This is a genomic window from Paenibacillus sp. UASWS1643, from assembly GCF_008693195.1.
Classification (GTDB): Bacteria; Bacillota; Bacilli; order Paenibacillales; family Paenibacillaceae; genus Paenibacillus; species Paenibacillus amylolyticus_B.
Map to the genome: position 1 here is coordinate 160,097 of NZ_VXKZ01000108.1, position 23,412 is coordinate 183,508.

The following is a 23,412-nucleotide window of genomic DNA, read 5'->3' on the forward strand; positions in this document are numbered from 1 at the left end:
TTCAACTTGCATCAACAGGTCATATATGTGGGAGGACAACAATGAGTAACAAAAGCATGCCCTGGATGGGCAAACTCAAATATTTTGCCAAACGTGAAAAAAGTGCGGAGGGCTGGAGTGAGATGTCCCCGGTTAACCGGGATTGGGAAGATGTCTACCGCCGCCGCTGGCAGCATGACAAAGTGGTGCGTTCCACACACGGCGTCAATTGTACCGGATCATGCAGCTGGCAGATCTATGTGAAAGACGGCATTGTCACTTGGGAAACGCAGGCTACTGATTATCCTTCAACTGGACCGGATATGCCGGAATTTGAGCCACGAGGTTGTCCACGTGGAGCGAGTTTCTCATGGTATCTGTACAGCCCGCTGCGTGTCAAACATCCTTACGTACGTGGTGCGCTGCTGGACTTATGGCGTGATGCGCTTCAGACACATGGTGACCCGGTTCAAGCATGGTCCAGCATTGCGGATGATCCGGCCAAAGTGAAAAGATACAAATCGGTACGTGGTAAAGGTGGATTGATTCGCGCGTCATGGGGTGAAGTGACACAGATTATTGCCGCTTCGCTAATTCATACGATCAAAGAATACGGACCGGACCGGATTATTGGTTTCTCTCCGATTCCGGCCATGTCGATGGTCAGTTATGCAGCAGGATCACGGTTTTTATCCCTGATGGGATCGCCATTGCTCAGTTTCTACGACTGGTATGCGGATCTGCCACCGGCTTCACCTCAGATCTGGGGTGATCAAACGGATGTGCCAGAGAGCAGTGACTGGTACAACTCGGGATACATTCTGGTTTGGGGCTCGAATCTGCCAATGACGCGGACACCGGATGCACACTTCTTGGCTGAGGCACGTTATCGGGGAACAAAAGTGGTGTCGATCAGCCCGGATTATGCGGAGTATGTGAAATTCGCAGATACGTGGATGTCGGTAAAACAAGGAACGGACGGCGCTCTGGCGATGGCTATGGGCCATGTCATCCTGAAAGAGTTTTATATTGAAAAGCCTACGGACTATTTCATGCAATATGCCAAACAGTATACGGACTTTCCAAATCTGCTGATTGTGGAAGAAAAGGACGGCATACACACAGCAGGCAGATTTCTCGTTGGGGAAGATCTGGGCATCACAGGTAATAACATGGCTTGGAAAACGCTTGTATACGATGAGAACAGTGGAACCTATGCGATGCCCAAAGGAAGTTTGGGCTTCCGTTGGGGTGAAGAAGGCACATGGAATCTCAAAATGGAACAGGTGGAGAGCGGTGAGCCGATTGATCCAAGACTATCCATGCTCGGCGTTCATCATGACCTCGTAACCATTCAACTGCCGTACTTTGATGATGAGGGAAAACACGTCATGGAGCGGCAGATTCCTGTACGTCAGATATGGTTAGGAGACAAATGGATTACAGTAACAGCCGTATACGATCTGGTACTTGCCAAATACGGAATTGAACGTGAAATGACGCGTTCAGCGGATTCAGCAGAAGTAGTCACTGGTGTGGAACAGTTGAGTGTACGTGTTAACCATGGAGACGACATCTTGCATGCAACACAAGTAAAACCATTCACTCCAGAGTGGCAAGAGAAAATTACTGGTGTGGACCAAAAGACAGTCGTACAGATTGCACGTGAGTTCGCACAGAATGCGATTGATACCAAAGGTCGTTCCATGATCATCATGGGAGCCGGTATTAATCACTGGTACAACTCCGACGTCATCTATCGCGCCATCATTAACTTAATTCTGATGACAGGTTGTCAGGGTGTGAACGGTGGAGGCTGGGCCCATTATGTCGGTCAAGAGAAACTGCGTCCGGCTGAAGGCTGGCAGACGATTGCCTTTGCTCGTGACTGGACCGGACCTGCACGTCTGCAGAACGGAACATCCTTCTTCTACTTTGCAACAGATCAATGGAGATACGAGGAGACCCAAGTCGGAGAGTTGACTTCGGCGCTTGAAGGTGAACCGCGGTTCCAGCATGTGGCTGATTATAATGTGATGGCTGCGCGTATGGGCTGGCTTCCATCCTATCCACAGTTCAATCGTAACTCGATTGATCTGCATCAGGATGCACTACAGGCCGGAGCAACGACGAAGGAAGAGATTGGCGCTTATGTTGCTTCCGAGCTACAGAACAAAAATCTGAAGTTCTCGATCGAACAACCGGATGATCCGGCGAACTTCCCGCGTGTACTATTTGTCTGGAGAGCGAATCTGATCTCAAGTTCTGGCAAAGGGCATGAGTATTTTCTGAAACATTTGCTCGGTGCAACGAACGGATTGCTGAACGATGACGATCATGGACTGCGCCCAGAGCATGTGGAGTGGGTGGATGAAGCACCGGAAGGCAAGCTTGACCTGATGATCAACATGGATTTCCGTATGGCAGGTACAGCGATGTATTCCGATATTGTGCTGCCAGCAGCGACCTGGTATGAGAAAAGCGATCTGAGCAGTACGGATATGCATCCGTTCGTTCATCCGTTCAACCCGGCGGTAGCCACGCAGTGGGAATCCCGTTCCGACTGGGATACTTTCAAGGAAATCGCACGTGTATTCTCCGAGATGGCTACGCAGCAATTCGATGGGCCGCAGAAGGAGATCATTGCTACACCGCTCTTGCATGATTCACCGGATGAGCTTGCTCAACCGTACGGAGAGATCAAAGACTGGAGTGCGGGAGAATGTGAAGCAATCCCGGGTAAAACGATGCCACATATTCAGGTCGTGGAACGTGACTATTCTGCCGTATATAACAAAATGATCAGCCTTGGACCTGTGGTGAAAGATAAACCAATCGGCACCAAAGGCATATCTTGGTCAGCTAGTGAAGAGTATGAAAAACTCAAGGGCATTCTGGGTGTGCACCGTAAAGATGGCATTGGACAAGGATGTCCGGATCTGAGCACAGACCGTAACGTTGCGGAGGCCATTCTGACCTTGTCCAGTACAACGAACGGTAAGATGGCTGTGCGTGCGTGGGAGGCGCTTGAACAGAAAACAGCATTACATCTGAAAGATTTGGCTGAGGAACGGTCGGAGGAATGTTTTACGTTTGACGAGATCACTTCCAAACCGAAAACGGTCATTACCTCGCCTGCATTCAGCGGATCGGAAAAAGGTGGACGTCGATATTCGCCATTCACTACCAATGTGGAGCGCCTCATTCCGTGGCGTACATTGACAGGCAGACAGCAGTTCTACATTGATCATGCGATGCTCCGTGAGTTCGGAGAGACATTGGCGACATTTAAACCTGTGCTGAAGCATACGCCGTTTCATCCCAACAGCAAACGTCCGATTGAGGGTGGCAAGGAAATCGTCCTGAACTACCTGACACCGCATAACAAGTGGTCGATCCATAGTATGTACTATGATGCGCTGCCGATGCTGACCCTGTTCCGAGGTGGCCCGACAATCTGGATGAACCACGAAGATGCAGAAGAAGCGGGACTCGTTGACAACGACTGGATCGAATGTTTCAACCGTAACGGGGTAGTCGTTGCCAGAGCCGTAGTAACGCACCGTATTCCTCGCGGCATGGCATTCATGTATCACGCTCAGGACCGTCACATTAACGTTCCGGGCACCAACATATCACAGACACGTGGAGGTACACATAACAGTCCGACACGTATTCATGTGAAGCCGACACATATGATTGGCGGTTATGCCCAGTTAAGTTATGGCTTCAACTACTATGGCCCGACAGGCAACCAGCGTGACCTCAACGTCATCATTAGAAAACTGCAGGAGGTGGATTGGCTTGAAGATTAAAGCACAAGTCAGCATGGTCATGAATCTGGACAAATGTATAGGGTGCCATACATGTAGTGTAACGTGCAAGAACACCTGGACCAATCGCCCAGGTGCAGAGTATATGTACTGGAACAATGTAGAGACCAAGCCAGGGGTCGGTTATCCGAAACAATGGGAGGATCAGGAGCGTTATCGCGGTGGCTGGGAGATGAAGAATGGCAAACTGGAATTGAAGTCCGGCACACGTGCAAGACGCTTGCTTAACATTTTCCATAACCCGGATCAACCAACGATTGATGATTATTATGAACCATGGACATACGAGTATGAGAAACTGACGAACAGTCCGGAGAAGAAACATCAGCCTGTAGCAAGACCCAAATCCCAGATTACGGGTGAATATATGAATCTGGAGTGGGGTCCGAACTGGGAAGATGATCTGGCAGGTGCCCATATAACCGGAATGGAAGATCCCAATATGAAGGGGGTAGAAGATTCAATCAAAATGGATTTTGAACAGGTATTCATGATGTACCTGCCACGAATCTGTGAACACTGTCTCAACCCGGCATGTGTATCCTCCTGTCCTTCCGGAGCGATGTACAAACGGGAAGAAGACGGCATTGTACTGGTCGACCAAAATGCATGCCGCGCATGGAGATTCTGTGTATCGAGCTGTCCTTACAAAAAAGTCTATTTCAACTGGCAGACAAACAAAGCCGAGAAATGTACTCTTTGTTTCCCACGGATTGAAGCGGGTCTGCCAACGATCTGTTCCGAAACCTGTGTAGGACGGATCCGTTATATCGGCTTGATGCTGTATGATGCGGACCGTGTTGAAGCCGCTGCTTCAGTTGAAAATGATCAGGATCTCTATGAATCCCAGATGGATATTTTCCTTGATCCGAATGACCCTGAGGTGATTCGTGAAGCCCGCGAGGCCGGAATTCCAGAGGATTGGATTATTGCAGCGCAGCAGTCCCCTATTTATAAAATGGTTATCGACTGGAAAATTGCGCTCCCGCTTCACCCTGAATACCGCACCATGCCAATGGTGTGGTACATTCCACCACTTAGCCCGATTACCAATCGGGTAGAGGGACAGGGAAGTTCACTGGAGGCCAATGATATTTTCCCGGCGATTGATAACATGCGTATTCCCGTGGAATATTTGGCAAATCTGCTTACGGCAGGAGATACGGATCGAATCCGTGAAGTACTGCGGAAAATGGCAGTTATGCGCATTCACATGCGTAACCAGCAGACGGGCAAGACCAGTGAATCGGAATTACTGGAAAGAGTAGGCATGGATGCTCAGGAAGTGGAGGACATGTACCGACTGCTCGCTATTGCGAAATACAATGACCGTTTTGTCATCCCGCCAGCTCACCGTGAGGAAGTGGAAGATCTCTTCAGCGAACAGGGCAGCTGCGGACTTGATTTTGCAGGTGGTCCAGGTTCTTGCGGGGTATTCTGATGGGAGAGGGGACAATGACAACGATGACGACCGATACCAATGAAGGAACAGGTCAGGCTCTTGATTACGATACGGATACGAGAAGAATGGTCTGTAAACTGATCTCCTATCTGCTGCAATATCCTGATACAGAATGGAGAGAAGGACTACAAGGTGTTAAGGAAGCTGCACAGTCCATTTCGGATGAGACGGTGAAGCAGATTCTGTTGACATTTGTGGATGAAGCACAGGCGGTAAGCTCGATTGAATGGCAGGATGCCTATGTTCGTACATTCGATTTTGATAAAAAGTCTAATCTCTATCTCACATATGCTCTTCATGGCGATGAGCGGGATCGAGGTCCGGCTTTGATTGAATTGAAGCGCAGATACGAAGCTGCGGGATTTTACATGGAAGTAAGTGAGTTGCCGGACTATCTGCCTGTGGTGCTTGAATTTGTAGCTGAGGCTCCAGAGGAAGATGCCTTAGGGGTGCTCTCCAGTTGCCATAAGGCGTTGGTCACAATGAGCGAAAGCATTACGGGGCAGAACAGCCCCTATGGACCATTACTCAGCCTGATATTACAGGTCATTCCTGAGCCTCCTGCCCCTGATGTGCCAGAACAAGAAGAAGCAGTTAACCAACAACCAGCAGATCTTATGCAGATCGCTGCCCAGATGAGGAGGGGGAATCGGTGAGTACACTGGAATTGTTGTTATGGGGCGCTCTTCCCTATATGGTCATTGTTTTCTGTATTACGGCGACAATCTGGCGTTATGTGACGAATCCTTTTAGTTGGACGTCCAAGTCCAGTGAGATGCTGGAGAAACGCATGCTAAAATGGGGCAGTTTACTCTTTCATATCGGGATATTCGCCGTAATCTGCGGACATATTGCCGGTTTGCTTGTTCCAGTGGAGTTCTATCGCTGGATTGGCCTGAGTGATGAAGGATATCACTTGATGGCTATTGCAGGAGGACTGCCTGCGGGAATCATTGCATTTGCAGGTGCTGTCATTTTGCTGGTTCGCCGTTATGTTGCTCGCAGAGTGCGGGCAACAAGCAGCATCGGGGACTGGATGGCACTTGCCATGTTGATCATTGTCATTGTCACCGGAATACTGGCGACCTCGGCTAATGCGGTAAATCACACAGGTTTCGACTATCGAACAACGATTAATCCGTGGTTGCGCGGTCTGATCGCATTTCAGCCTGATCCGGTTCTGATGCAGACGGTACCGATGAACTTCAAAGTACACATTCTGCTTACCTTTGTCCTGTACTGCGTGTTTCCATTTACACGTCTGGTTCACATGCTGAGTATGCCACTGGGGTACTTGAAACGCAGTTATGTGTTGTATCGCAGAAGAGATGGAGCTGTGCATCCAGGTCAGGAACAAAAAAAGGAAAGGGCGATGTAAATGCAAGATAAAGGAAAGATTCAACTGCCCTTGCAAACGGCAAGTCTCGTTCTTGGGTTCATGGTATGGGTTATCCTGTCCTCTCTCATGCCATTCATTAAAGAGGATATTGCGCTTACTTCTTCCCAGCTTGCATGGGCGACAGCGATTCCCGTATTGATCGGATCGATTGCCCGTATTCCGATTGGTTATTGGACGAATCGATATGGAGCACGCAATATTTTCATGATCAGCTTTGTCCTGTTGCTGGCCCCGGTATGGTGGATTAGCCGAGCGACGTCGTTCAGTGATCTGGTGATTGGTGGACTGTTCCTCGGTATTGGTGGAGCTGTCTTCTCCGTCGGTGTAACTTCACTGCCCAAATATTATCCGAAAGAGCGACATGGATTTGTTAACGGGATCTACGGAATTGGTAACCTGGGTACAGCACTGTCTGCATTCGGAGCCCCGCTGATCGCTGATCGTATGGGATGGTCTACGACGGTTCTGCTCTACAGTATTCTGCTACTAGGAATGGCAGCGCTGAATTTTGCTCTGGGAGACAAAAAGGAAACACGTGTTAATGTTCCGCTTATGCAGCAACTGAAGGCCATATCACGCAACAATAAACTATGGTTGCTCTGCTTGTTTTATTTTCTGACATTTGGCTCGTTCGTGGCGTTTACGGTCTATTTGCCGAATTTTCTGGTTAGTCACTTTCAGATGGATAAAGTCGATGCAGGTATTCGTACAGCGGGATTCATTCTCGTTGCAACCATTATGAGGCCCGTAGGAGGTTGGCTTGGAGATCGATTTAATCCGTTCAAAATATTAATGTTTGTGTTCGGCGGATTAACGATTGCAGCGATTGTATTATCCTTCGCGCCATCATTCTATATCTATACGATTGGATGTCTGACTGTGGCATTATGCGCAGGGACAGGTAACGGAACCATTTTCAAATTAGTGCCAATGTATTTCGTCAAACAACCAGGTGTAGCGAATGGGGTGATCTCCGCTATGGGGGGACTGGGTGGATTCTTCCCTCCGTTGATGTTGACTTTGTTGTACAGCATGACGGGTCATTATGCCATTGGTTTCATGGCTTTGTCTCAGATTGCGTTGGTCAGCCTGGTACTTGTGATCTGGATGTTCTACCAGGAGAAGCTTCAGTTATCTGCCAGCATTCTGGAGAGTACCATTGAAGCCATTCTGATCACAGATACGAACAGTGTTATTACATCCGTGAACCCGGCCTTTACTGCGGTCACTGGTTATAGTGCTGAAGAGGCGGTTGGACAGAAGCCAAGTCTGCTGAAATCCGGTAAGCAGGATAAACGTTTCTATGACCAATTATGGCTGGAATTACGTGAAAAAGGATATTGGCAGGGCGAGATCTGGAATCGGAAGAAAAATGGAGACATCTATCAGGAATGGCTAAGTATTACGGCAATCCGTAATGAAGCAGGCGAAGTCAAATATTATGCGGGCATGTTCAGTGACATGGGCAAGCCAGAGCTCACAATCGCCTGATACATGTATCGGTAATTGTGCATACAGCAAGAGACCTTAACATCGATTGCAGGCGTTAAGGTCTCTTTTTGCACACAGAGATTGGTGTAAGGAATTGGGGTAACCCCAGTGGAGCTTGATGATCATGCATCCTTTTGTTGTTTCAATGCTTGTAAATCAAGAATGATAATTCGGCTGCGATCCACTTCGATCAAATGCTCTTTAGTAAGCTGATTTAGAAGCCGATTCGCTGTCTCCCTTGTTGTACCAATGGAATTGGCAAACTCCTGGTGTGTCATGGGAAGGTTGATGATAATTTGGTCTCCATGTATCTGTCCATGCTGTTCTGAAAGCATGAGAAGGAAGGAAAGCACGCGGTTACGCACATCCTGACCAGAGAGTACCTGCAATTTATCCTGTAATTCTCGTATTTTGTCTCCGAGTACACGCATGATTTTGATCGCAATCGATGGAGTGCCCAGCATTAATCGTTCGAACAATCGGACAGGTATGGCCAGTAGTTCAGTAGGGGTAATCGCTTCAGCGGTAGCCGGATAGGGGTGTGCGTTAAAAAAGCCGGTGTGCGGGAACATATCCCCTGTTTTGAGGAAAGAGACAATCTGTTCATGTCCGTTCTCATCCGTTTTATATGCTTTTACAATGCCGGTACGAATGAAAAAAACAGCTTCTTTTTCGCTACCTTCGCTAAAAATGACCGTTTTCTTATGAATGCTTCTGGAAATGGCGATATCTTCGACCTGCTTTAATTCTTCTGGACTAAGGTCCTGAAAGATGGGGAACTGTTGTAAAAACTCAGCTGCTGAATCTTTGTTTACCCTGCTCATGAGAATCTTTCCTCTCTGTGTTCATATTTCTGAACTTCGACATCATTCAATCCTAGGAGGTTAACTGTGAAGTGAAAACCAATACGCATTCAATCGTTATCCCCCATGAACATGGCGGCTGGGCCATGGTTAGTGTACCTTTTCTGGTAGGTATGGTTGCAAGTGGGCCGCAATGGCTGCATGTGCCCTTATTTGTAGCCTGGCTTGGACTATATCTAACTGCGTATCCTTTACTGCAGTCTTTGAAAAAAAATGCCAATCGGCAGCGTCTCTACAAATGGGCTGCCATTTACGGTACAGTGGCTCTCATCTGCCTGATTCCGCCCGTTCTTGGCCATACCTCACTGTTATTCTTTGGCCCGGTACTGGCTGGCTTGTTGCTGGTGAACATCTGGCATGTTAGACACAAAGTAGAACGCTCGCTTACCAATGACCTGTGTGCCATGCTCGTATTTTCTCTAGGGGGAGCAGCTGCTTATCTCGTAGGAAGCGGGCACTGGGACTATGGAATGGCGATCGTAGTTTTGTTTTCTTTCTTACATTTTACAGGAAGTACGTTCTTTGTGAAATCGGTCTTTCGAGAGCGAACGAATAAGCGTTGGCTGATGCTAACTCGCATGGTACATATCCTTCTAATCATCATACCGATGGCGATAGGATATCCATGGATGTCTTTGGCGTATGTCTACTCCGCTGTGCGAACCTTCATCTATGCAGGCAGGACACTCCGCCCTATGAAGGTTGGTATCATCGAAATTATTGGAGCCGTTCAGTTCTTGCTGTGGTCTATTCTATTGTAATTCGCATCATTTCATCATAGCGTGATTTTTGAACACAGCAGGTGATATAGGTCACAACGTCGCAGGAATGTTTTTGATTCGTCAGCCAAGGTTAATGGAATGATAGAACATAATTGAACTTGAGAGGGGTCGGCCCAGATGTGGACTGCATTCATGTGGGGCGGCATCTCTGCCTCAGCGGTTGTCATAGGCGCACTCGCAGCATTGTTTCTGAAGATTCCCAAACGAGTCATTGGCTGGATTATGGCTTTTGGGACAGGTACATTAATCGGCGCAGCTACCTTTGAACTACTCGGAGATGCGCTGAATGATGGAGGGATTATCCCTACAGCCATTGGATTTACGGCGGGTGCCGTCGTATATACCTTGTTTGACTTGCTCGTTTCTGCAAAGGGAGGGGCAGGGCGTAAACGCTCGGGAAGGTCAGGAGACTCGAATCAAAGCGGCCTGGGTATCTTTGCAGGCACGGTGATGGATGCTATTCCGGAATCCATTATGCTTGGAGCCAGCTTGCTGGCTGGCAACGGTGTCAGTGTGGTGCTGGTGGTATCGATCTTTGTCAGCAACATTCCTGAAGGTCTGTCCAGTACGGTTGGACTACAGGGCAAGTACAGTCGTGGCAAAATTATACTAATGTGGCTGAGTGTACTATTGATCTCCGCGCTTGCAGCTCTAGGTGGATATCTGTTTCTCGAGCAGCTTCCTGAGGAGATGGGTGCAGCAATTGGTGCATTTGCAGGTGGCGGAATCATTGCCATGATTTGCTCGACGATGATGCCTGAAGCCTTTGAAGAGGGCGGGCCAGTTGTGGGTTTGATTGCATCCATGGGATTGCTCGTATCGCTGTTGTTGGATCTGTAGAGACAGAACCAGTTGCTAGTCACTGTCCTCTACATACCTACATTGTCGTGTAGATATTAGTTGATTTATATAAAAAGAGTATTCGAACAGAGTGGTTTCTGATCGGATACTCTTTTTATTATTAAACAAAGGACGTTCTTAGTGGTTGCTGGAACAGCTGCCTCCGCACCCGCAAGCTTCCTTACCTAGTTCATTGGATTCGGGCAGGCGATTCAACTCCACAGATTTCGTGAAATAGTGACTGATCTGCTGATGTAGCTGACTGAATTCCCGTTGAGCATAGATAAACCGACGAATGAGGGGATGATCATAAAGAGCACGTTCTTCCTCTTCATACACCTGAATTTCAGAGGCAAGCAACTCAATATTCTGCCGTTCTTTTTCCTCCAGTGCCTGGTGTTTTTCCATAAAACGCTCATACTGGGCTGTGGCTTGCTCATCTGCTGCAAACTGATCAATCATGTCCCGCATCTCTTTGTAGCCTTCATCTTGTAATAGCAGTGAACATAGCTCCTGCATTTTGTGCATAATGATCTGTTTGTCCAATTTAACAACCGTATTCATCGTATAAACCTCCTGTAGATCTTTTCTTAACTGTATACTGTAACGCTAAGCTTCACTGTGACGATACTCACATCCAATGTGAAATATAATACTTGTCCCAAAGCTATATAAGCTGAACTAATCATTCACACGTTAACATTGATGGGAAGGTCATTCTGCTCTCGTGGTGTTAGTGCAAATAATCTTTAGTTCAGAACGGAACCATTTCCCTGAGCTGCTCCAATTGAAGAATAAGAATGCAGTTTCCTGTAACCTGAAGCAGTCCCTGGGTCTGCATCGTGGCGAGTTTACGACTAAGTGTTTCGGGGGTGATACCGAGCAACAGTGCCATATCTTTTTTGAAAACAGGCAAACGGATCTCATGCCTTGCATGATTTCGGGTATGAAAATACAAAAGCAACTTGGCAATCTTCTGTTCCGTTGTCATCGCACTGAGTGAGCTGTTCCATTCATCTGTTTCACGGAGAAGATTGGAAATGGCAAGCAGGAAATGATAAGCAAGCTTCGGATCATGTTCCAGTAACTGGTCAAAGTCATGCTTGCTGATGGAGCAGATGGCCGAAGGCTCCAGAACTTCGGCGTTCGCGGCATGTGGTTTTTGGTGTAACAGGGAATCTTGTCCGAAGAAATCTCCGGGAAACAGAAACCGGATAATATGTTCCTTGCCATTTTCATTGTATTTGGATAACTTCACACATCCCTGATGAACCACATAAAGCGTATCTGAGCGTTCTCCCTCCTGGACGACAACTTCGCCTTTGTTATATTTGCGGGTATGCAAAAGGGAGGTCAGCAATGCAGCTTCGGCTGGATCAAGATGCTGGAACAGAGATACTTTGGAGAAACAGGCATCCTTCGCTTCGTGTGTACAGATCATCATTTAATCACCTCGAATTGTTCAGGATAGGTATAGCCATTATTTATTGTCATGTCTCAGTGAGACATCGCGGGTCCACCATGATCAGTACCATCCTTGGTCACACGCAGAACAGCGGCAGCGCCTTTGGCTACATGGTTGAACTGATGGGTTACAATCGCATAATCGCCTTCTTCCGTCACGGTGAACTCTACGACAGCTCCACCGCTTGCAGGAAGCATAACCGTCTGTATTCCATATTGGATGTTGCGAGGATTCCCATCGGTATATACACGGTCCATAATTGTACCTACAACGTGGAAGGATGAGACTTCATTGGGGCCGGCATTACTGACATAGATCCGCACCGTATCTCCTACTTTGGCTAACAGGGGATGTTTAACTAATCCATAATCATTGCCGTTAAATACGACATAATCCGGTTCTCCGTTCAAAAAAGCTTCATAATCATGTTCTTTGTACCATTCACTCTGAACAAGGGTATACTCACGATCAACCAAGTGATCAGAAGGGTATCCAGCCTTGGGTTCCACAATAATCATGCCGTACATCCCGTTTGCGATATGGGCAAGAACCGGTTTGGTTCCACAGTGATACATGAATACACCGGGTGAGGAGGTGGGATAGGTGAACGTGCCTTCCTCGCCTGGCATAACATCGATAAATTTGCTGCTGGGAGCCGCATGTACAGCGTGAAAGTCCATGGAGTGAGGCAGGCTGGAGTCTTTATTTTTTAGAGTGAACACCAGTGTGTCACCCTCTGTCACACGAAGTATGGGGCCAGGCACGGTACCATTAAATGTCCAAGCGTTGTAGATCACTCCTTCGGAGATTTCGACATCTGTAACCTGGGCCGTCATTTCAATATATACCGTAGTACCTTCTCTGCGAATGATAGGGTCCACCGGGGATTGACTGACCGCAGAGGAGGAGGAGGAGGAAACTTCTTCGTGAACAGGTTTAACCGTATCAGTGGAACTACAGTGAGAGAGAGTTGCTGTGAATATAGCGAATACGAGTGACCATTTATATACATTCATTAAGGAGAACATAGTTGCACAACCTTTACTCAAGTGATGTTTTTCACAATCTAAAAAGCAGTTTTTCTTTCATTTCAGTAGTTATTTAGTTATAGATTACGTTATTGAGGTGGGGACGGGTGTGATGAGGCACACACTTGGGTATGTCGTATTAGACGTATTTCCAACATTGTTCCTTCAATTCTTGTGCTGAGGAACGGAGTTTCATATAATTTTAGAGAGATGGATTGGTAAATGTTGAGTATTCTGACGCGGTGTGTGTCATAGTCCAGGAGAAGGGTGGATACAGGATGAAACGTTTCGAAGATGAAGGTGCGTATAAGTACAGTTTCTATTCGGTTCTTCGACGGGGAGAGCGGATTGATGTGAAATGTCCCAAATGCGGTGGGCACGCTACGATTGAACAACAGAATGATCAACTGGGATGGAAGTGTTTCGAATGTTACGTTCAAGCTTTTGAAGAACCAGTGTATCAATATAAAGCCAAGGGGAATTGTGCTGTATGTGAACGCTGGTTCAACGTGGAAGTCACAGACGAGAAGAAGACGTCTCACCGATCAACGCATGTAGAATGTCCGCATTGTGGTTCTGTTAATCAGGTTGAATTACACGCCAAGCCGACATACCAAAGGTGTTTTTCCGAGATTCGTGCAGGGAAGGATCCTGTATTTGAGCTGGAATTATACTTCCTGGATGATTTTAGAGGAAAAATAATATGGGCTGTGAATAGGGAGCATCTGAATTATCTTATCGCTTATGTCTCCGCAGATCTGCGTGTGAAATACGGAAATATGCCTATACGAACGGCTTCACATAGTATTCCGGCTTATATCAAGGATGCGAAGAACAGGGATGTGGTTGTGCGTATACTGTCAAAGCTTCAGCACAAGACTGGATGAGAATGAAATTGAAGAGTTAAAGCCGCAAGGAGAGAAGACATGAAACTACGATTTAAATTAACTATTTTTGCAATCATTCTGGGTATGTTGATGATTCCTGCTTATTTTATTTTACAGACTTATGGCATATTTCAAAAACAGACAGTCTTATCTGACTATGCTCTCGCGGTTGATGTTAAAGGGAAGTCCTATGAAGCCTGGCCGCTGATTAACAGTTTTGCAGCGATGGATAAACAAGAGGATAACCGTCAGTTTTATTACCGGATCGATATGAGTCATATCCAATACCTGTTTAATCTGGCCTATCGGGAGTATGAAGTGAAGCCCGGTGGGGATAATCCGTATCTGGAAGGTACTGTAAACTATGAACACACGGACCACGCCTATGTACAGACCGAGAAAAAGTACGAGAACGCCAATGATTTTAGAACCGTTCTGAATCTGTATGATCAGGATGGGCAGGTGATTTACTCCTACGATAACACTGGCAAGGGAGATAAACTGCTCGTACAATCCATTATTCATCAGGGAATGAGCCGTACCAGTGGGAGTGGCAGCGAAGCTGCTCGCGATCCTTATATCAATATTACGGCGCTATTCCGTGACAAGCTAAACATCGATGTGAAACTGAACGTGGATGAGGAGCACAAAGTAGTTACTATTCGAATGAACAAATCGGAGGCGAGATGATGAATGAGTACGGTGTACAACACGGACCTGTTTATCTGGAAGGATTAATTAGGAAGGAAGAGGACAAAAAGTCCGATGAAGTGGAGTGGAAAGGCAAACTTCAAACGAGTGATGGTCATGATAAATTCCATATTTTTTATTATGGTGACTTAACCGAAGATGATGTGATTACTTGGCATGATTCGACACCGCTTCTTGTATATGCGGAGCATACGGTCACGGGTGAGCGTTATCTGCTCATTGATACTGCCAAGCACGGATATGATGCCATGTTATGTGAGACCTATTCGGAAGACGCACTACATGACAGACCCCTTCGTCCTTACCTGGATGTTGAAGGAGAGGACATATTTGAAGTAGAGTTGACGGCTTACTACAATGTGCCTTGGGATGAAGAGTTTGGCGAAGATGTAGATGAGCATGGTACGTATGAACTGATTACGGGAGAGCGCATGGATTTTGATCAGGTCAAGCGTGATGGATATGATGCCTTTGCCATTCGCATTCTGAATCGTAAAGGCGTATGGACTGAAATTGTACAGGAAGAACTGGCTTAGATTCTGAAAACGAATGAACCAACCTGAGATGGGAGATGTCGACAAATGTATATGGTATCCCGTGTACTTAAGCCGGTTCCAACAGAGGAACTGGATCACTTTGAACAACAGCACGCCATCTCGCTGCCTTTGTCATACCGGACCTGGATTGAACAATACGGAGAGGGTACATACACGGGATGGATGAATGTGCAGAGGCCGGACCCGGAAGTGCTGAAGCCTTTTGTTGAATATGATTTTTGGATACATACGGATGATTCGCCTATAAGTCAGCATCAACTTGAGCAGTGCATCTCCATCGGCAGTTCTGTAGATGGAGATTTCCTTGCTGTTCATCCGGAAGTTGAGGGGCTGTTGTGGCTACCGCGTCATGATGAGAATATCACCTTATGGACATGCTCGGAGACTGAATTTGGCGAAACGCTGGACCGGATCTATTGTGGGTATTACCATCAGGATAAACCAATAACGCCACTATACTTTGAACCGTGGAATGAGCTTCGGAAACATACGTTTTACCATTTTTCAGGGACGGAACAGGGAAGCTCCATGAAGGAGCTCGCCGATACATGCAAAACAGAATTTAAGTGGGATGCTGTGTTGGAGAATGAGTACATTTGCAAGATGTTCATGGTGTCGATGGGAGGATATTTACGATTTAACTATGCAACGGGGAGAGAAGTTGCCCTGTTCTATGAAGAAAAGAATGGTGCGGAGGAGGCGACGGATAACGAAATCAGTTTGTTCTTGCAGGCACATCATTGTACGGCATATGAATAGATGCAGAGTGGAGGGGAACAGATGAGTTGGTTAAAGGAAGACATCGCGGAACAATGGCGCAATGAAGGCAAGCGTTATGCAAGGGATGTCAATGCATTTGTCCAGAGAAGCATGGAGGGAGAGCAACCGGATGAATCCGAGCTGGAGGGAGACTCCAGAAACGGAATGAGTATTAAAGTATTCCATATGGTGAGACAGGCCAATCTCCACGGTGACTTGGAGGTGCTCCGACGTGAGCTGCCAGCAGCGACGTGGCCACTGAATGAGGCGTTTCAGGCTTCCATGCAGGCGGTCAAAGTTGTAGGTTATCTGAATGAGGAAACGTGTGTATGTAATACGGGTATCTTCACGGAGAATAGTCAGATATATACGATGGATCAACACGGATGGCAGTTGATCTTTCCATATACTTTTGCAGGTTGCTCATCAGACGGATTGGACTATGCGCTTGCAGGACCGGATGGAATTCGTGTCATTCGTCAGCCAGATCGCAGGTTGGAAGGGCAGGAGATAGCGACATATCGATGGGAAGATATTCAAGCCCGGATACAGTCGTCATTACCTCGGATTGAATCACTTGCAGACTGTGAGCATCCCGAACGGACACTTGAAGGACTTATACCTATGGATGAAGGCAGAGCACTACTCATACATTCACGATACGGGATATATCTGGTAACGCAAGATCAAGTGACCTTGCTTCATCCCGATCTGGCAGAGATCGAAGAATATGAGCTAGAGGATACACAGTTAGACATGGGACATGTAGCGGTCTCTCGGGATGGTCGATGGATTGCATATGGTAGCCAAGGGAGCAATCATATGGTGATGGACCGCCAGCTGAACAAGACATACTCCCTCTATCCGGAATCAAGCTATCCTCATTATGCGGCATTCACCAGTGATAACCAGACCGTCTGGTTTAACGCATGTCATTTCTATAACGGGGTCACGATACAGGTTCTGCTGGAATCAATCGCAGGTAACGAAACGAAGGAAGATTGGCCGGTCATGGATGAGAATGCACGAGTGTATGCAGCGGTGGAAATAGAGGCAGGCATGGTGCTGGGGGATGCATATGGTTATCTATATTGTGTAAATGGCGAGGGTAAGGAAGTATGGCGTCATTTTGTGGGAAGTACCATCTATTCTCTCGCCGTATCGCCAGGGCAGTCCAAACTTGCAGTTGGCACGTATGGTGGCATGCTGCATGTGCTCGATCTTCGTTCCAAAGAAATGGACGAGTACGGGATCGGTACAGGCACTCTTCGTGAGTTGGAGCGGTATGTATTGTGGCGTGGAGAAGAACCTCTGCGCTGGTGAGTTAGCATTTTGACCTAGTTAGGGGTGAAGGAATGGAACGTGAAGAGGCAGTAATGTTATTAAAATGTCATGCTTTTTCCTATGATGATCTGAGTCATCCCAAGATGGAGAACGGTTTTCTTCGCAGTCTGCGGCCCTTTCGTGGACATTTAATTGAAGAGAATTTTCATGAGTTGATGGAGATACTGCGGGTTCTGGCACCAGAACTTGCACGGCCTTCATTGGATCGGGAAGTCATGGCATGTCTATGGGGAATTACTCATATGGCACGTGCTTGGGCTATTGAACCTGAGGGTATGCTTCGCAGCAACAACCTCATTTCGGACGAACAGGTGGCATTGATGGAACAATGGCTTAATTTGTTATCTTATGCAGTTATGATTCTGATCGAAGGTGGCGGAGAAGAAGAAGCGTTTTGGGGCTATCATCAATATGTGCAAGAAGAGAATGGCGGAGCTAAGAAAGGGGAGGTCTAGTGAAACCGGAATCGAATGTAACATTAAACGTACTTATTGACGAGCTGAATCGCTTGCTGGATGAGAAAATACAGGATCAAGAGATTCGCCAATTGTTTGAACAATATCAACATGGGGAAGGTGCATCCGAGGAAAGCCTCGAAGTATTCGAAAAGGAGTATGGCGTCCGGCTGCCTGGCGATTTTCGTACCTTTTACCAAGGCAAAGACGGCAGTGGCTATGGGTTGCATGTGCTGTACCCGGGTGATGCTGAGGCTGGGCGTTGTACGCCATTTTATATGATGTCATTGGAAGAGATTCGAGAGACCAAACAATACTTCTGTGAAGTGGATGAGAAGCTGGAAGAGTATTATTCTGCGGAAGAGATCAGCCAGTTGGACCCTGAGATTAAGCCGTACCTGTTCCACAAACCATGGATTCCATTTGCAACGATCGCGGGAGGTTCACTGTATCTGATGCTCGATTTTGATCCAACGGAGGAAGGGACGTATGGACAGATTATTATGTACGTGCATGATCCGGACTTTGTTTATTACCTTACACCTACCTTCACGGATCTCCTCCACATGTCGAACCGAAATCTGAAGGTGATGGATGAGATCACATATTAAATCTAAACGATTAGAGGATAGTTCTAGATGAATAAAGAAGCTGCTGAAGCAGCTTCTTCATCTGATCTGAACCTGGACTTTGAATGAATCACTTGTTTACCACTGAAAAAAACGATGTCCGTGAAATCCTCCGCCAGGAGGTCCTCCGTGTCCACCTGGACCGCCGTGAGGTCCACCGGGATAGCCACCTCCTGGGAAATGACCAGGGTGTCCACCGGGGTAACCACCGCCGGGATAGCCACCATGCCACCAAGGGCCACCGATCGGAAATGGAAGTGGAACAGGAACGATGGGCGGGTATGGATAGGGGTAAGGATAAGGGTACGGTGGCGGTGGTGGATAATAAGGGTAAGGATAACCCGCAGGTTGCGGGGATGATACTGAACCAGGGCCGTATGCCATGTAACAAGCCTCCAATAACTGGATTGATGATATCAGCCTATGCCACAGTGGTTGCAGGTGATACAGCAGATTGAAGAATAATGAATATAGAGTCATGAGGGGGAGCATATGGTAGCCGTAGCTTTTCACACCGATCCAAGAGGAACTGCCTATGAACTGTTGATTGACGAATTGATCGAGAAGACAGATCGTTTTATGCTGGTTGACCGAAAGTATGTCGAGGGAGATACACCTGAGAGTGTTGCCAAAGTGTTACAGAGACTTGAGCCGTATCTGATTGAAAAGAGTACGATGGAAGAAATGATGATGCAAAGTGGCGCTATGTACTCAGAGGGCATCTATTACATATATCGTTGCACGCCTGATTCCGGGCAGGTCCTTAAGAAGGAAGCCAATCGCTTTCATGACTGGTTATATCCGTCATTGCCGGACGATCTTTGTTTTCTGAAAGAGGATGGGAGCGATTACTTCTACACGGTTGCTCATGAGCATATGTATGGCATGCACATTACACAAGAAGAAGCAATTGAGCTAATGGAGCGTATTCCAGGTTTGTTCTTCGAGTTAGATCGTCAGAAAGATATTCATCGACTGTTGGAGGATGCAATCAGGCATCAGACCGATGTGCTTAATATTAGTTCACATTTCTTGAAAGAGATTCCGGAACGAATTCGGGAATTGAAGCACTTGAAACGTTTGACGATTTTTGAGCAGGATGTTTACACCCTTCCTCCAGCCCTTTTTGAACTGGCATCTTTGGAAGAATTGGAGATCATGACGGCGGATTTGGAAGGTATTCACCAAGACATTGGAAAATTGAAACAACTTCGAGAGCTAAGAATTTATTGCGGTAGTTCTTATCATGTTCCTACCGGGTGGAAGCCAAAGGAGAAGTCGGATCTTGGTCTGAAACATATTCCAGCCGAGATTGGCCAATTGAGTGAACTTGTGAATCTGGATATAAGTTACTCTGGCATTCGTGAAATCCCACCCGAACTGGAGCAGTTGAAGAAACTGCGTTATCTGAGTATAACGAATAGTTTAATCGAAGGAATGCCGGACATAGTCAAGCGAATGACCTGGCTTCAGAGTGTAAATTTGAACAGTACTCCATTAGGGATCAGTTGGGAGGACATCTCCGACGAAGAAGAATTATAATAGCCAAATATCCCTGCTCCGTGTATCTGAGTCAGGGATATTTGTTGTGCGATGAAAAATTGGCGGAAATGGGCTCACGTATCTGGGCGCTGGGCATAAGCTGGCATATAGGTTATGACCTAAACCGAGAGCGAAGGGCAGGCGTTTTATTTTGGCAACCTCAACCATGGATTACATTTTACCCACCACCGAATTTACTTACGATTTGAGCAATAACCCGTTATTCAAGAAGGATGAGGATAACTATATAAACTCTCTTTCCATCAACCAGTTAAACACACTGGGCAATACTTCTTTACTGGATATTTTCCTTAACACGGGCAATGTGGTTGAACCACATATTCATCAGAATGCAACCGAACTGGTGTATTGCATCAGCGGTTCTGCCGTCGTGTCCCTCATCAATCCGTTTACCAATGAGTTGCTTCATTTCCCGATTACTCCGGGGCAAGTGGCGAATGTACCCCAAGGCTGGTGGCATTATGAAGTGGCTACTGCAGATCAAACGCATCTACTGGCGATCTTCGATGCACCGGTGCCTGAAGCGATATTTGGCTCAGACATCTTGCGACTTACACCTACCAAACTTCTGGCTTATACGTACTGTCTAGATGAGAAAAAAGTTCAAGAAGCGCTGGCTCCCATTCAAAAAACAGTGATTATTGGCCCGCCGGCAGATTGTATGACTTCCACTGCCCCCATCTCTAACAGTGCTCCGAATGTGAATCATCAGCCGTACGTAATGCCTAATGTACAGCCAAATATGCAACCAAACATGCAACCAAATACTCAGCCCAATATGCAACCTTACGTAAACCGTCTTCCTTACTGGGGCACTTGGGTTGATCCACGTATTATCCACGAACCGGGTTGCCCGTATTATAGAGAGCTTCCTGTGAATACGAATATTCAAGAGGAAAGATGACGTTTATTAGGCAACGTTTATCAAATACACATAGGTACTTCAGTTGAATTAGGTAAAGCAAAAGAGGCGTCCGCAAAGGAACGCTTCTTTTTTTGATTAAGGATGTCTTCAAACCTGCTGAAAGCCGATGCATACCTGAACATGTCCGGAGCATGGAGTGTTAACGAATCGTAGGCGTCTTAATCAAGGATTAGAAGCGTGCCCAGAAATCTAAAGAATCTGAGACACCTTATATCAGAATAAACAGCCGTTTGAGGTGTTTATATCGGGGATTATGGGAAATAACATGTCTGGAGTTCCTTTAAATGAGGACCTAGAGGCCAAATAAGATGTCCTGAGTTCCTTAGAAAATTTTCAACCCATTCCCCCAGAGTCCGCAGGATGGTACTTCAAGACTTTTTAGGCGCTGACATCCATCATCGATAGATTGCCTGAGGTTGAAGAACACCTATATAAGTTCAACTAAACATTTACACGATAACGGAGAGTTATTTTTCCATCGGACTGCCAGTGTAAATATATTCATTAGTTGAACTTATATATGATTTAATTTACGATGTGTAATTTCGTCCCAAGCCAAGCTCCGTTAACAATTGACGATAAGCAATCGAAGTACGGTCTGCGGGAATGTGGGCCTCGGCATGCAAATCAAGGGGCAGATCCTCCGGTTTCTGTGACTCGACCATCTCGCGGTCCTCTTCGAATACCTGCAAGTTGAACTTGATTGTGTCTTCAATCGGAGCATCTTTGTCAAAGTTGCGTGTGATTGGACAGAATAGACGTGTATAACGGGCAGAGATCGGCGAAGCACAATTCAGAATATTCAGCTTGTCCTCACCTGGGAAATGTACCGTAAGAGAAGCCGCAAAAGGTGGGAACACTCGAAACTCGCGCAGCCATTGGAAACCTTCAGGTGCCACAAGATCTTGCCCTTTGCCATAGTTACTCACCGTACTCCAATACTCGACCAGTAACTCATTACCTTCGGTTTTCACTTTGTATTGGGGAACTTCTGTGTTGTTTCGGTCACCAAACGTTTCGGTATGTACATAGGCAAAATGGGATACATCCAGGAATCCCTCCATTTGTCGTCCAGAGGAACCAGCAATGTCAAAGTTGGGTGGCAAAATATTGATATAATCCGGATCATCCCATCCAGGGAAGGAGGGGATCTGTTCTTCCGTTCCTGCCAAAGTGGCCCATATTAAGCCATAACGTTCAACTGCCGGGTACACAATGAGTTTGAGCTTGGGCGAGATCTTGGAGCTTGGGTGCGCAGGCACTGCGGTACATTTTCCTTCACAATTATAACGGAAACCGTGATAAGGGCAGACAATCTCGCCATTTTCTACCCAGCCTTTGCTAAGTGGAGCCCCGCGGTGAAAACAAAGATCCTTGGCTACCACAACCTGATCATTACTGCGATAAAGAACAAGCTTCACATCGAGTAATTGAGCAGCCAGGGGTTTGTCTGTTACTTCGGTTGCTTGGGCTACCGGATACCAATATTGGGATAATACATGCCAGTCTTCAGCGGTGAAGGTACAGCCTCTAGGCAATTCGGACGTCACATTAAGGTTTGCGTTGGAAGTTATCATAGGAAACACTCCTTGCCGATATGATTAACGTTTCTCTTCTCATGTCAGAAAAGTTAACTTGGTTAGCCGTATGTTACTACTCTTTTGGTCAAAATATCAATAATTCCAACCTACTTTTGGTTGAAATCACAAACAGTACAGTAAAAAACGTACATGAATACGGAAAAACGCGGATTTTTCTTAAGGTAGATGTTAATTTTATAGAATGAGGACAGACATTCAGTATGTTATTTCTTTTACTGATTGATGGCTTTATGGAGGTTTACTGTTTAGAATTTGCAGTGTGAATATTCGTTAGTTGAGCAACCATTCTTGTGGCATAAAAAGATTTTCGCAAAGAATGTCACAGATCCCGGCCGTCATTTGTCTACAGTATGTAAACCAAATGACGGAGGCGAATGAGAAATGAATTTAAGAACGAATTACAGAGCAGTGAGTCCAGGCGCTTTTAAAGCGATGATGGCGATGGAGCAATATATATCCGGGCAATTTGAAAATAAAGTATTGTATGAGCTGTTAAAAATCCGCGTGTCCCAGATTAATGGTTGCGCCTTTTGTCTCGATATGCATGCCAAAGATCTGATGAAACTGGGAGATTATGCGGATCATATTCTCCTGCTGAGTGTGTGGCGTGAAGTGTCTTTCTTCACGGATCAAGAACGTGTTATGCTGGAGCTGGCTGAAGCGGTGACCCGTATCTCGGAACACGGTGTACCAATTGCGTTGTACGATAAGGTCCGTGAACATTTCAGTGAATCCGAACTGGTGGATCTGATCCTGGCCATTAACACGATTAACAACTGGAACCGGATTGCGATTACAACAGGGATGTATCCGGGTTGCTTTAACTAAAATACACGCAC

Annotated in this window: 23 protein-coding genes; 17 read left to right on the plus strand and 6 right to left on the minus strand. The window is 46.5% G+C overall.

Annotation, left to right across the window (positions count from 1 at the left end; genetic code table 11):
• The first annotated feature begins 41 nt into the window (after positions 1–41).
• Genes FE296_RS15215 through FE296_RS15235 form a run of 5 tightly spaced genes read left to right on the plus strand, consistent with a single transcriptional unit; the run spans position 42 to position 8,164 of the window.
• The gene (locus FE296_RS15215; RefSeq protein ID WP_150365486.1) at positions 42–3,794 is read left to right on the plus strand and encodes a nitrate reductase subunit alpha; all 3,753 of its coding nucleotides are present in this window, start codon (positions 42–44) and stop codon (positions 3,792–3,794) included.
• Positions 3,784–5,253, plus strand: coding sequence for a nitrate reductase subunit beta (gene narH, locus FE296_RS15220; RefSeq protein ID WP_150365487.1), 1,470 nt, complete (start codon positions 3,784–3,786; stop codon positions 5,251–5,253). The genes FE296_RS15215 and narH overlap by 11 nt, the downstream gene beginning before the upstream one ends.
• 14 nt (positions 5,254–5,267) lie before the next feature.
• Positions 5,268–5,930: a nitrate reductase molybdenum cofactor assembly chaperone gene (narJ, locus tag FE296_RS15225; protein ID WP_190945241.1), complete on the plus strand. Its 663-nt coding sequence runs from the start codon at positions 5,268–5,270 to the stop codon at positions 5,928–5,930.
• The gene (gene narI, locus FE296_RS15230; RefSeq protein ID WP_124116290.1) at positions 5,927–6,652 is read left to right on the plus strand and encodes a respiratory nitrate reductase subunit gamma; all 726 of its coding nucleotides are present in this window, start codon (positions 5,927–5,929) and stop codon (positions 6,650–6,652) included. Before narJ ends, narI begins: the two co-directional genes overlap by 4 nt.
• Positions 6,653–8,164, plus strand: coding sequence for a nitrate/nitrite transporter (locus tag FE296_RS15235; RefSeq protein WP_124116291.1), 1,512 nt, complete (start codon positions 6,653–6,655; stop codon positions 8,162–8,164).
• A 122-nt stretch (positions 8,165–8,286) separates the two neighbouring features.
• Here FE296_RS15235 and FE296_RS15240 read toward each other — a convergent pair whose 3' ends face one another.
• The gene (locus FE296_RS15240; protein ID WP_124116292.1) at positions 8,287–8,988 is read right to left on the minus strand and encodes a Crp/Fnr family transcriptional regulator; all 702 of its coding nucleotides are present in this window, start codon (positions 8,986–8,988) and stop codon (positions 8,287–8,289) included.
• A 71-nt stretch (positions 8,989–9,059) separates the two neighbouring features.
• Between FE296_RS15240 and FE296_RS15245 the strand changes: the two genes are divergently transcribed.
• Complete coding sequence (locus tag FE296_RS15245) at positions 9,060–9,788, plus strand: YwiC-like family protein (protein WP_223868886.1); 729 nt, start codon at positions 9,060–9,062, stop codon at positions 9,786–9,788.
• A 138-nt stretch (positions 9,789–9,926) separates the two neighbouring features.
• Positions 9,927–10,649, plus strand: a complete 723-nt coding sequence (locus FE296_RS15250; protein WP_091017873.1) for a ZIP family metal transporter — start codon at positions 9,927–9,929, stop codon at positions 10,647–10,649.
• Positions 10,650–10,787: 138 nt separating this feature from the next.
• On the opposite strand, the gene FE296_RS15255 is transcribed toward FE296_RS15250, so the two are convergent.
• The 3 genes from FE296_RS15255 to FE296_RS15265 form a co-directional block, all read right to left on the minus strand.
• Positions 10,788–11,213, minus strand: a complete 426-nt coding sequence (locus FE296_RS15255) for a YlbF/YmcA family competence regulator (protein ID WP_150365489.1) — start codon at positions 11,211–11,213, stop codon at positions 10,788–10,790.
• Positions 11,214–11,403: 190 nt separating this feature from the next.
• Positions 11,404–12,090: a Crp/Fnr family transcriptional regulator gene (locus FE296_RS15260; RefSeq protein WP_190945243.1), complete on the minus strand. Its 687-nt coding sequence runs from the start codon at positions 12,088–12,090 to the stop codon at positions 11,404–11,406.
• Positions 12,091–12,146: 56 nt separating this feature from the next.
• On the minus strand, positions 12,147–13,130 hold the full coding sequence (locus tag FE296_RS15265; RefSeq protein WP_223868887.1) for a multicopper oxidase domain-containing protein: 984 nt from the start codon (positions 13,128–13,130) through the stop codon (positions 12,147–12,149).
• A gap of 290 nt (positions 13,131–13,420) precedes the next feature.
• Here FE296_RS15265 and FE296_RS15270 point away from each other — a divergent pair, with 290 nt between their 5' ends.
• Genes FE296_RS15270 through FE296_RS15300 form a run of 7 tightly spaced genes read left to right on the plus strand, consistent with a single transcriptional unit; the run spans position 13,421 to position 18,466 of the window.
• Positions 13,421–14,029, plus strand: coding sequence for a hypothetical protein (locus FE296_RS15270; protein ID WP_150365491.1), 609 nt, complete (start codon positions 13,421–13,423; stop codon positions 14,027–14,029).
• 39 nt (positions 14,030–14,068) lie between these two features.
• The gene (locus FE296_RS15275; RefSeq protein ID WP_150365492.1) at positions 14,069–14,719 is read left to right on the plus strand and encodes a hypothetical protein; all 651 of its coding nucleotides are present in this window, start codon (positions 14,069–14,071) and stop codon (positions 14,717–14,719) included.
• Complete coding sequence (locus tag FE296_RS15280; protein WP_150365539.1) at positions 14,719–15,276, plus strand: hypothetical protein; 558 nt, start codon at positions 14,719–14,721, stop codon at positions 15,274–15,276. The genes FE296_RS15275 and FE296_RS15280 overlap by 1 nt, the downstream gene beginning before the upstream one ends.
• Positions 15,277–15,321: 45 nt before the next feature.
• The gene (locus FE296_RS15285) at positions 15,322–16,056 is read left to right on the plus strand and encodes an SMI1/KNR4 family protein (RefSeq protein ID WP_150365493.1); all 735 of its coding nucleotides are present in this window, start codon (positions 15,322–15,324) and stop codon (positions 16,054–16,056) included.
• A 21-nt stretch (positions 16,057–16,077) separates the two neighbouring features.
• Positions 16,078–17,379, plus strand: coding sequence for a PQQ-binding-like beta-propeller repeat protein (locus tag FE296_RS15290; RefSeq protein WP_150365494.1), 1,302 nt, complete (start codon positions 16,078–16,080; stop codon positions 17,377–17,379).
• Positions 17,380–17,411: 32 nt separating this feature from the next.
• Positions 17,412–17,855: a hypothetical protein gene (locus FE296_RS15295; RefSeq protein WP_150365495.1), complete on the plus strand. Its 444-nt coding sequence runs from the start codon at positions 17,412–17,414 to the stop codon at positions 17,853–17,855.
• Positions 17,855–18,466, plus strand: a complete 612-nt coding sequence (locus FE296_RS15300) for an SMI1/KNR4 family protein (RefSeq protein ID WP_124116302.1) — start codon at positions 17,855–17,857, stop codon at positions 18,464–18,466. Before FE296_RS15295 ends, FE296_RS15300 begins: the two co-directional genes overlap by 1 nt.
• Before the next feature lie 96 nt (positions 18,467–18,562).
• Here the strand turns inward: FE296_RS15300 and FE296_RS32765 are convergent, their stop codons facing one another.
• Complete coding sequence (locus tag FE296_RS32765; RefSeq protein WP_190945247.1) at positions 18,563–18,868, minus strand: hypothetical protein; 306 nt, start codon at positions 18,866–18,868, stop codon at positions 18,563–18,565.
• 108 nt (positions 18,869–18,976) lie between these two features.
• Between FE296_RS32765 and FE296_RS15310 the strand changes: the two genes are divergently transcribed.
• Positions 18,977–20,026, plus strand: coding sequence for a leucine-rich repeat domain-containing protein (locus FE296_RS15310; protein WP_150365496.1), 1,050 nt, complete (start codon positions 18,977–18,979; stop codon positions 20,024–20,026).
• A gap of 151 nt (positions 20,027–20,177) precedes the next feature.
• A complete protein-coding gene (locus tag FE296_RS15315; RefSeq protein WP_150365497.1) occupies positions 20,178–20,951 on the plus strand; it encodes a cupin domain-containing protein in 774 nt (257 codons plus the stop codon).
• A gap of 551 nt (positions 20,952–21,502) precedes the next feature.
• Here the strand turns inward: FE296_RS15315 and FE296_RS15320 are convergent.
• Positions 21,503–22,549 (minus strand): aromatic ring-hydroxylating oxygenase subunit alpha, encoded by a 1,047-nt coding sequence (locus tag FE296_RS15320; RefSeq protein ID WP_150365498.1) that lies wholly within the window; start codon positions 22,547–22,549, stop codon positions 21,503–21,505.
• Between the two features lie 405 nt (positions 22,550–22,954).
• On the opposite strand from FE296_RS15320, the gene FE296_RS15325 reads away from it, so the two are divergent.
• Positions 22,955–23,401, plus strand: a complete 447-nt coding sequence (locus FE296_RS15325) for a carboxymuconolactone decarboxylase family protein (RefSeq protein WP_150365499.1) — start codon at positions 22,955–22,957, stop codon at positions 23,399–23,401.
• Positions 23,402–23,412 lie beyond the last annotated feature (11 nt).

Coding starts and splice junctions, on each gene's coding strand:
- FE296_RS15215 (WP_150365486.1), top strand. CDS start 42: ATGAGTAACAAAAGCATGCCCTGGATGGGCAAACTCAAATATTTTGCC.
- narJ (WP_190945241.1), top strand. CDS start 5,268: ATGACAACGATGACGACCGATACCAATGAAGGAACAGGTCAGGCTCTT.
- FE296_RS15235 (WP_124116291.1), top strand. CDS start 6,653: ATGCAAGATAAAGGAAAGATTCAACTGCCCTTGCAAACGGCAAGTCTC.
- FE296_RS15240 (WP_124116292.1), bottom strand. CDS start 8,988: ATGAGCAGGGTAAACAAAGATTCAGCAGCTGAGTTTTTACAACAGTTC.
- FE296_RS15250 (WP_091017873.1), top strand. CDS start 9,927: ATGTGGACTGCATTCATGTGGGGCGGCATCTCTGCCTCAGCGGTTGTC.
- FE296_RS15255 (WP_150365489.1), bottom strand. CDS start 11,213: ATGAATACGGTTGTTAAATTGGACAAACAGATCATTATGCACAAAATG.
- FE296_RS15260 (WP_190945243.1), bottom strand. CDS start 12,090: ATGATCTGTACACACGAAGCGAAGGATGCCTGTTTCTCCAAAGTATCT.
- FE296_RS15265 (WP_223868887.1), bottom strand. CDS start 13,130: ATGAATGTATATAAATGGTCACTCGTATTCGCTATATTCACAGCAACT.
- FE296_RS15270 (WP_150365491.1), top strand. CDS start 13,421: ATGAAACGTTTCGAAGATGAAGGTGCGTATAAGTACAGTTTCTATTCG.
- FE296_RS15275 (WP_150365492.1), top strand. CDS start 14,069: ATGAAACTACGATTTAAATTAACTATTTTTGCAATCATTCTGGGTATG.
- FE296_RS15280 (WP_150365539.1), top strand. CDS start 14,719: ATGAATGAGTACGGTGTACAACACGGACCTGTTTATCTGGAAGGATTA.
- FE296_RS15285 (WP_150365493.1), top strand. CDS start 15,322: ATGTATATGGTATCCCGTGTACTTAAGCCGGTTCCAACAGAGGAACTG.
- FE296_RS15290 (WP_150365494.1), top strand. CDS start 16,078: ATGAGTTGGTTAAAGGAAGACATCGCGGAACAATGGCGCAATGAAGGC.
- FE296_RS15295 (WP_150365495.1), top strand. CDS start 17,412: ATGGAACGTGAAGAGGCAGTAATGTTATTAAAATGTCATGCTTTTTCC.
- FE296_RS32765 (WP_190945247.1), bottom strand. CDS start 18,868: ATGGCATACGGCCCTGGTTCAGTATCATCCCCGCAACCTGCGGGTTAT.
- FE296_RS15310 (WP_150365496.1), top strand. CDS start 18,977: ATGGTAGCCGTAGCTTTTCACACCGATCCAAGAGGAACTGCCTATGAA.
- FE296_RS15320 (WP_150365498.1), bottom strand. CDS start 22,549: ATGATAACTTCCAACGCAAACCTTAATGTGACGTCCGAATTGCCTAGA.
- FE296_RS15325 (WP_150365499.1), top strand. CDS start 22,955: ATGAATTTAAGAACGAATTACAGAGCAGTGAGTCCAGGCGCTTTTAAA.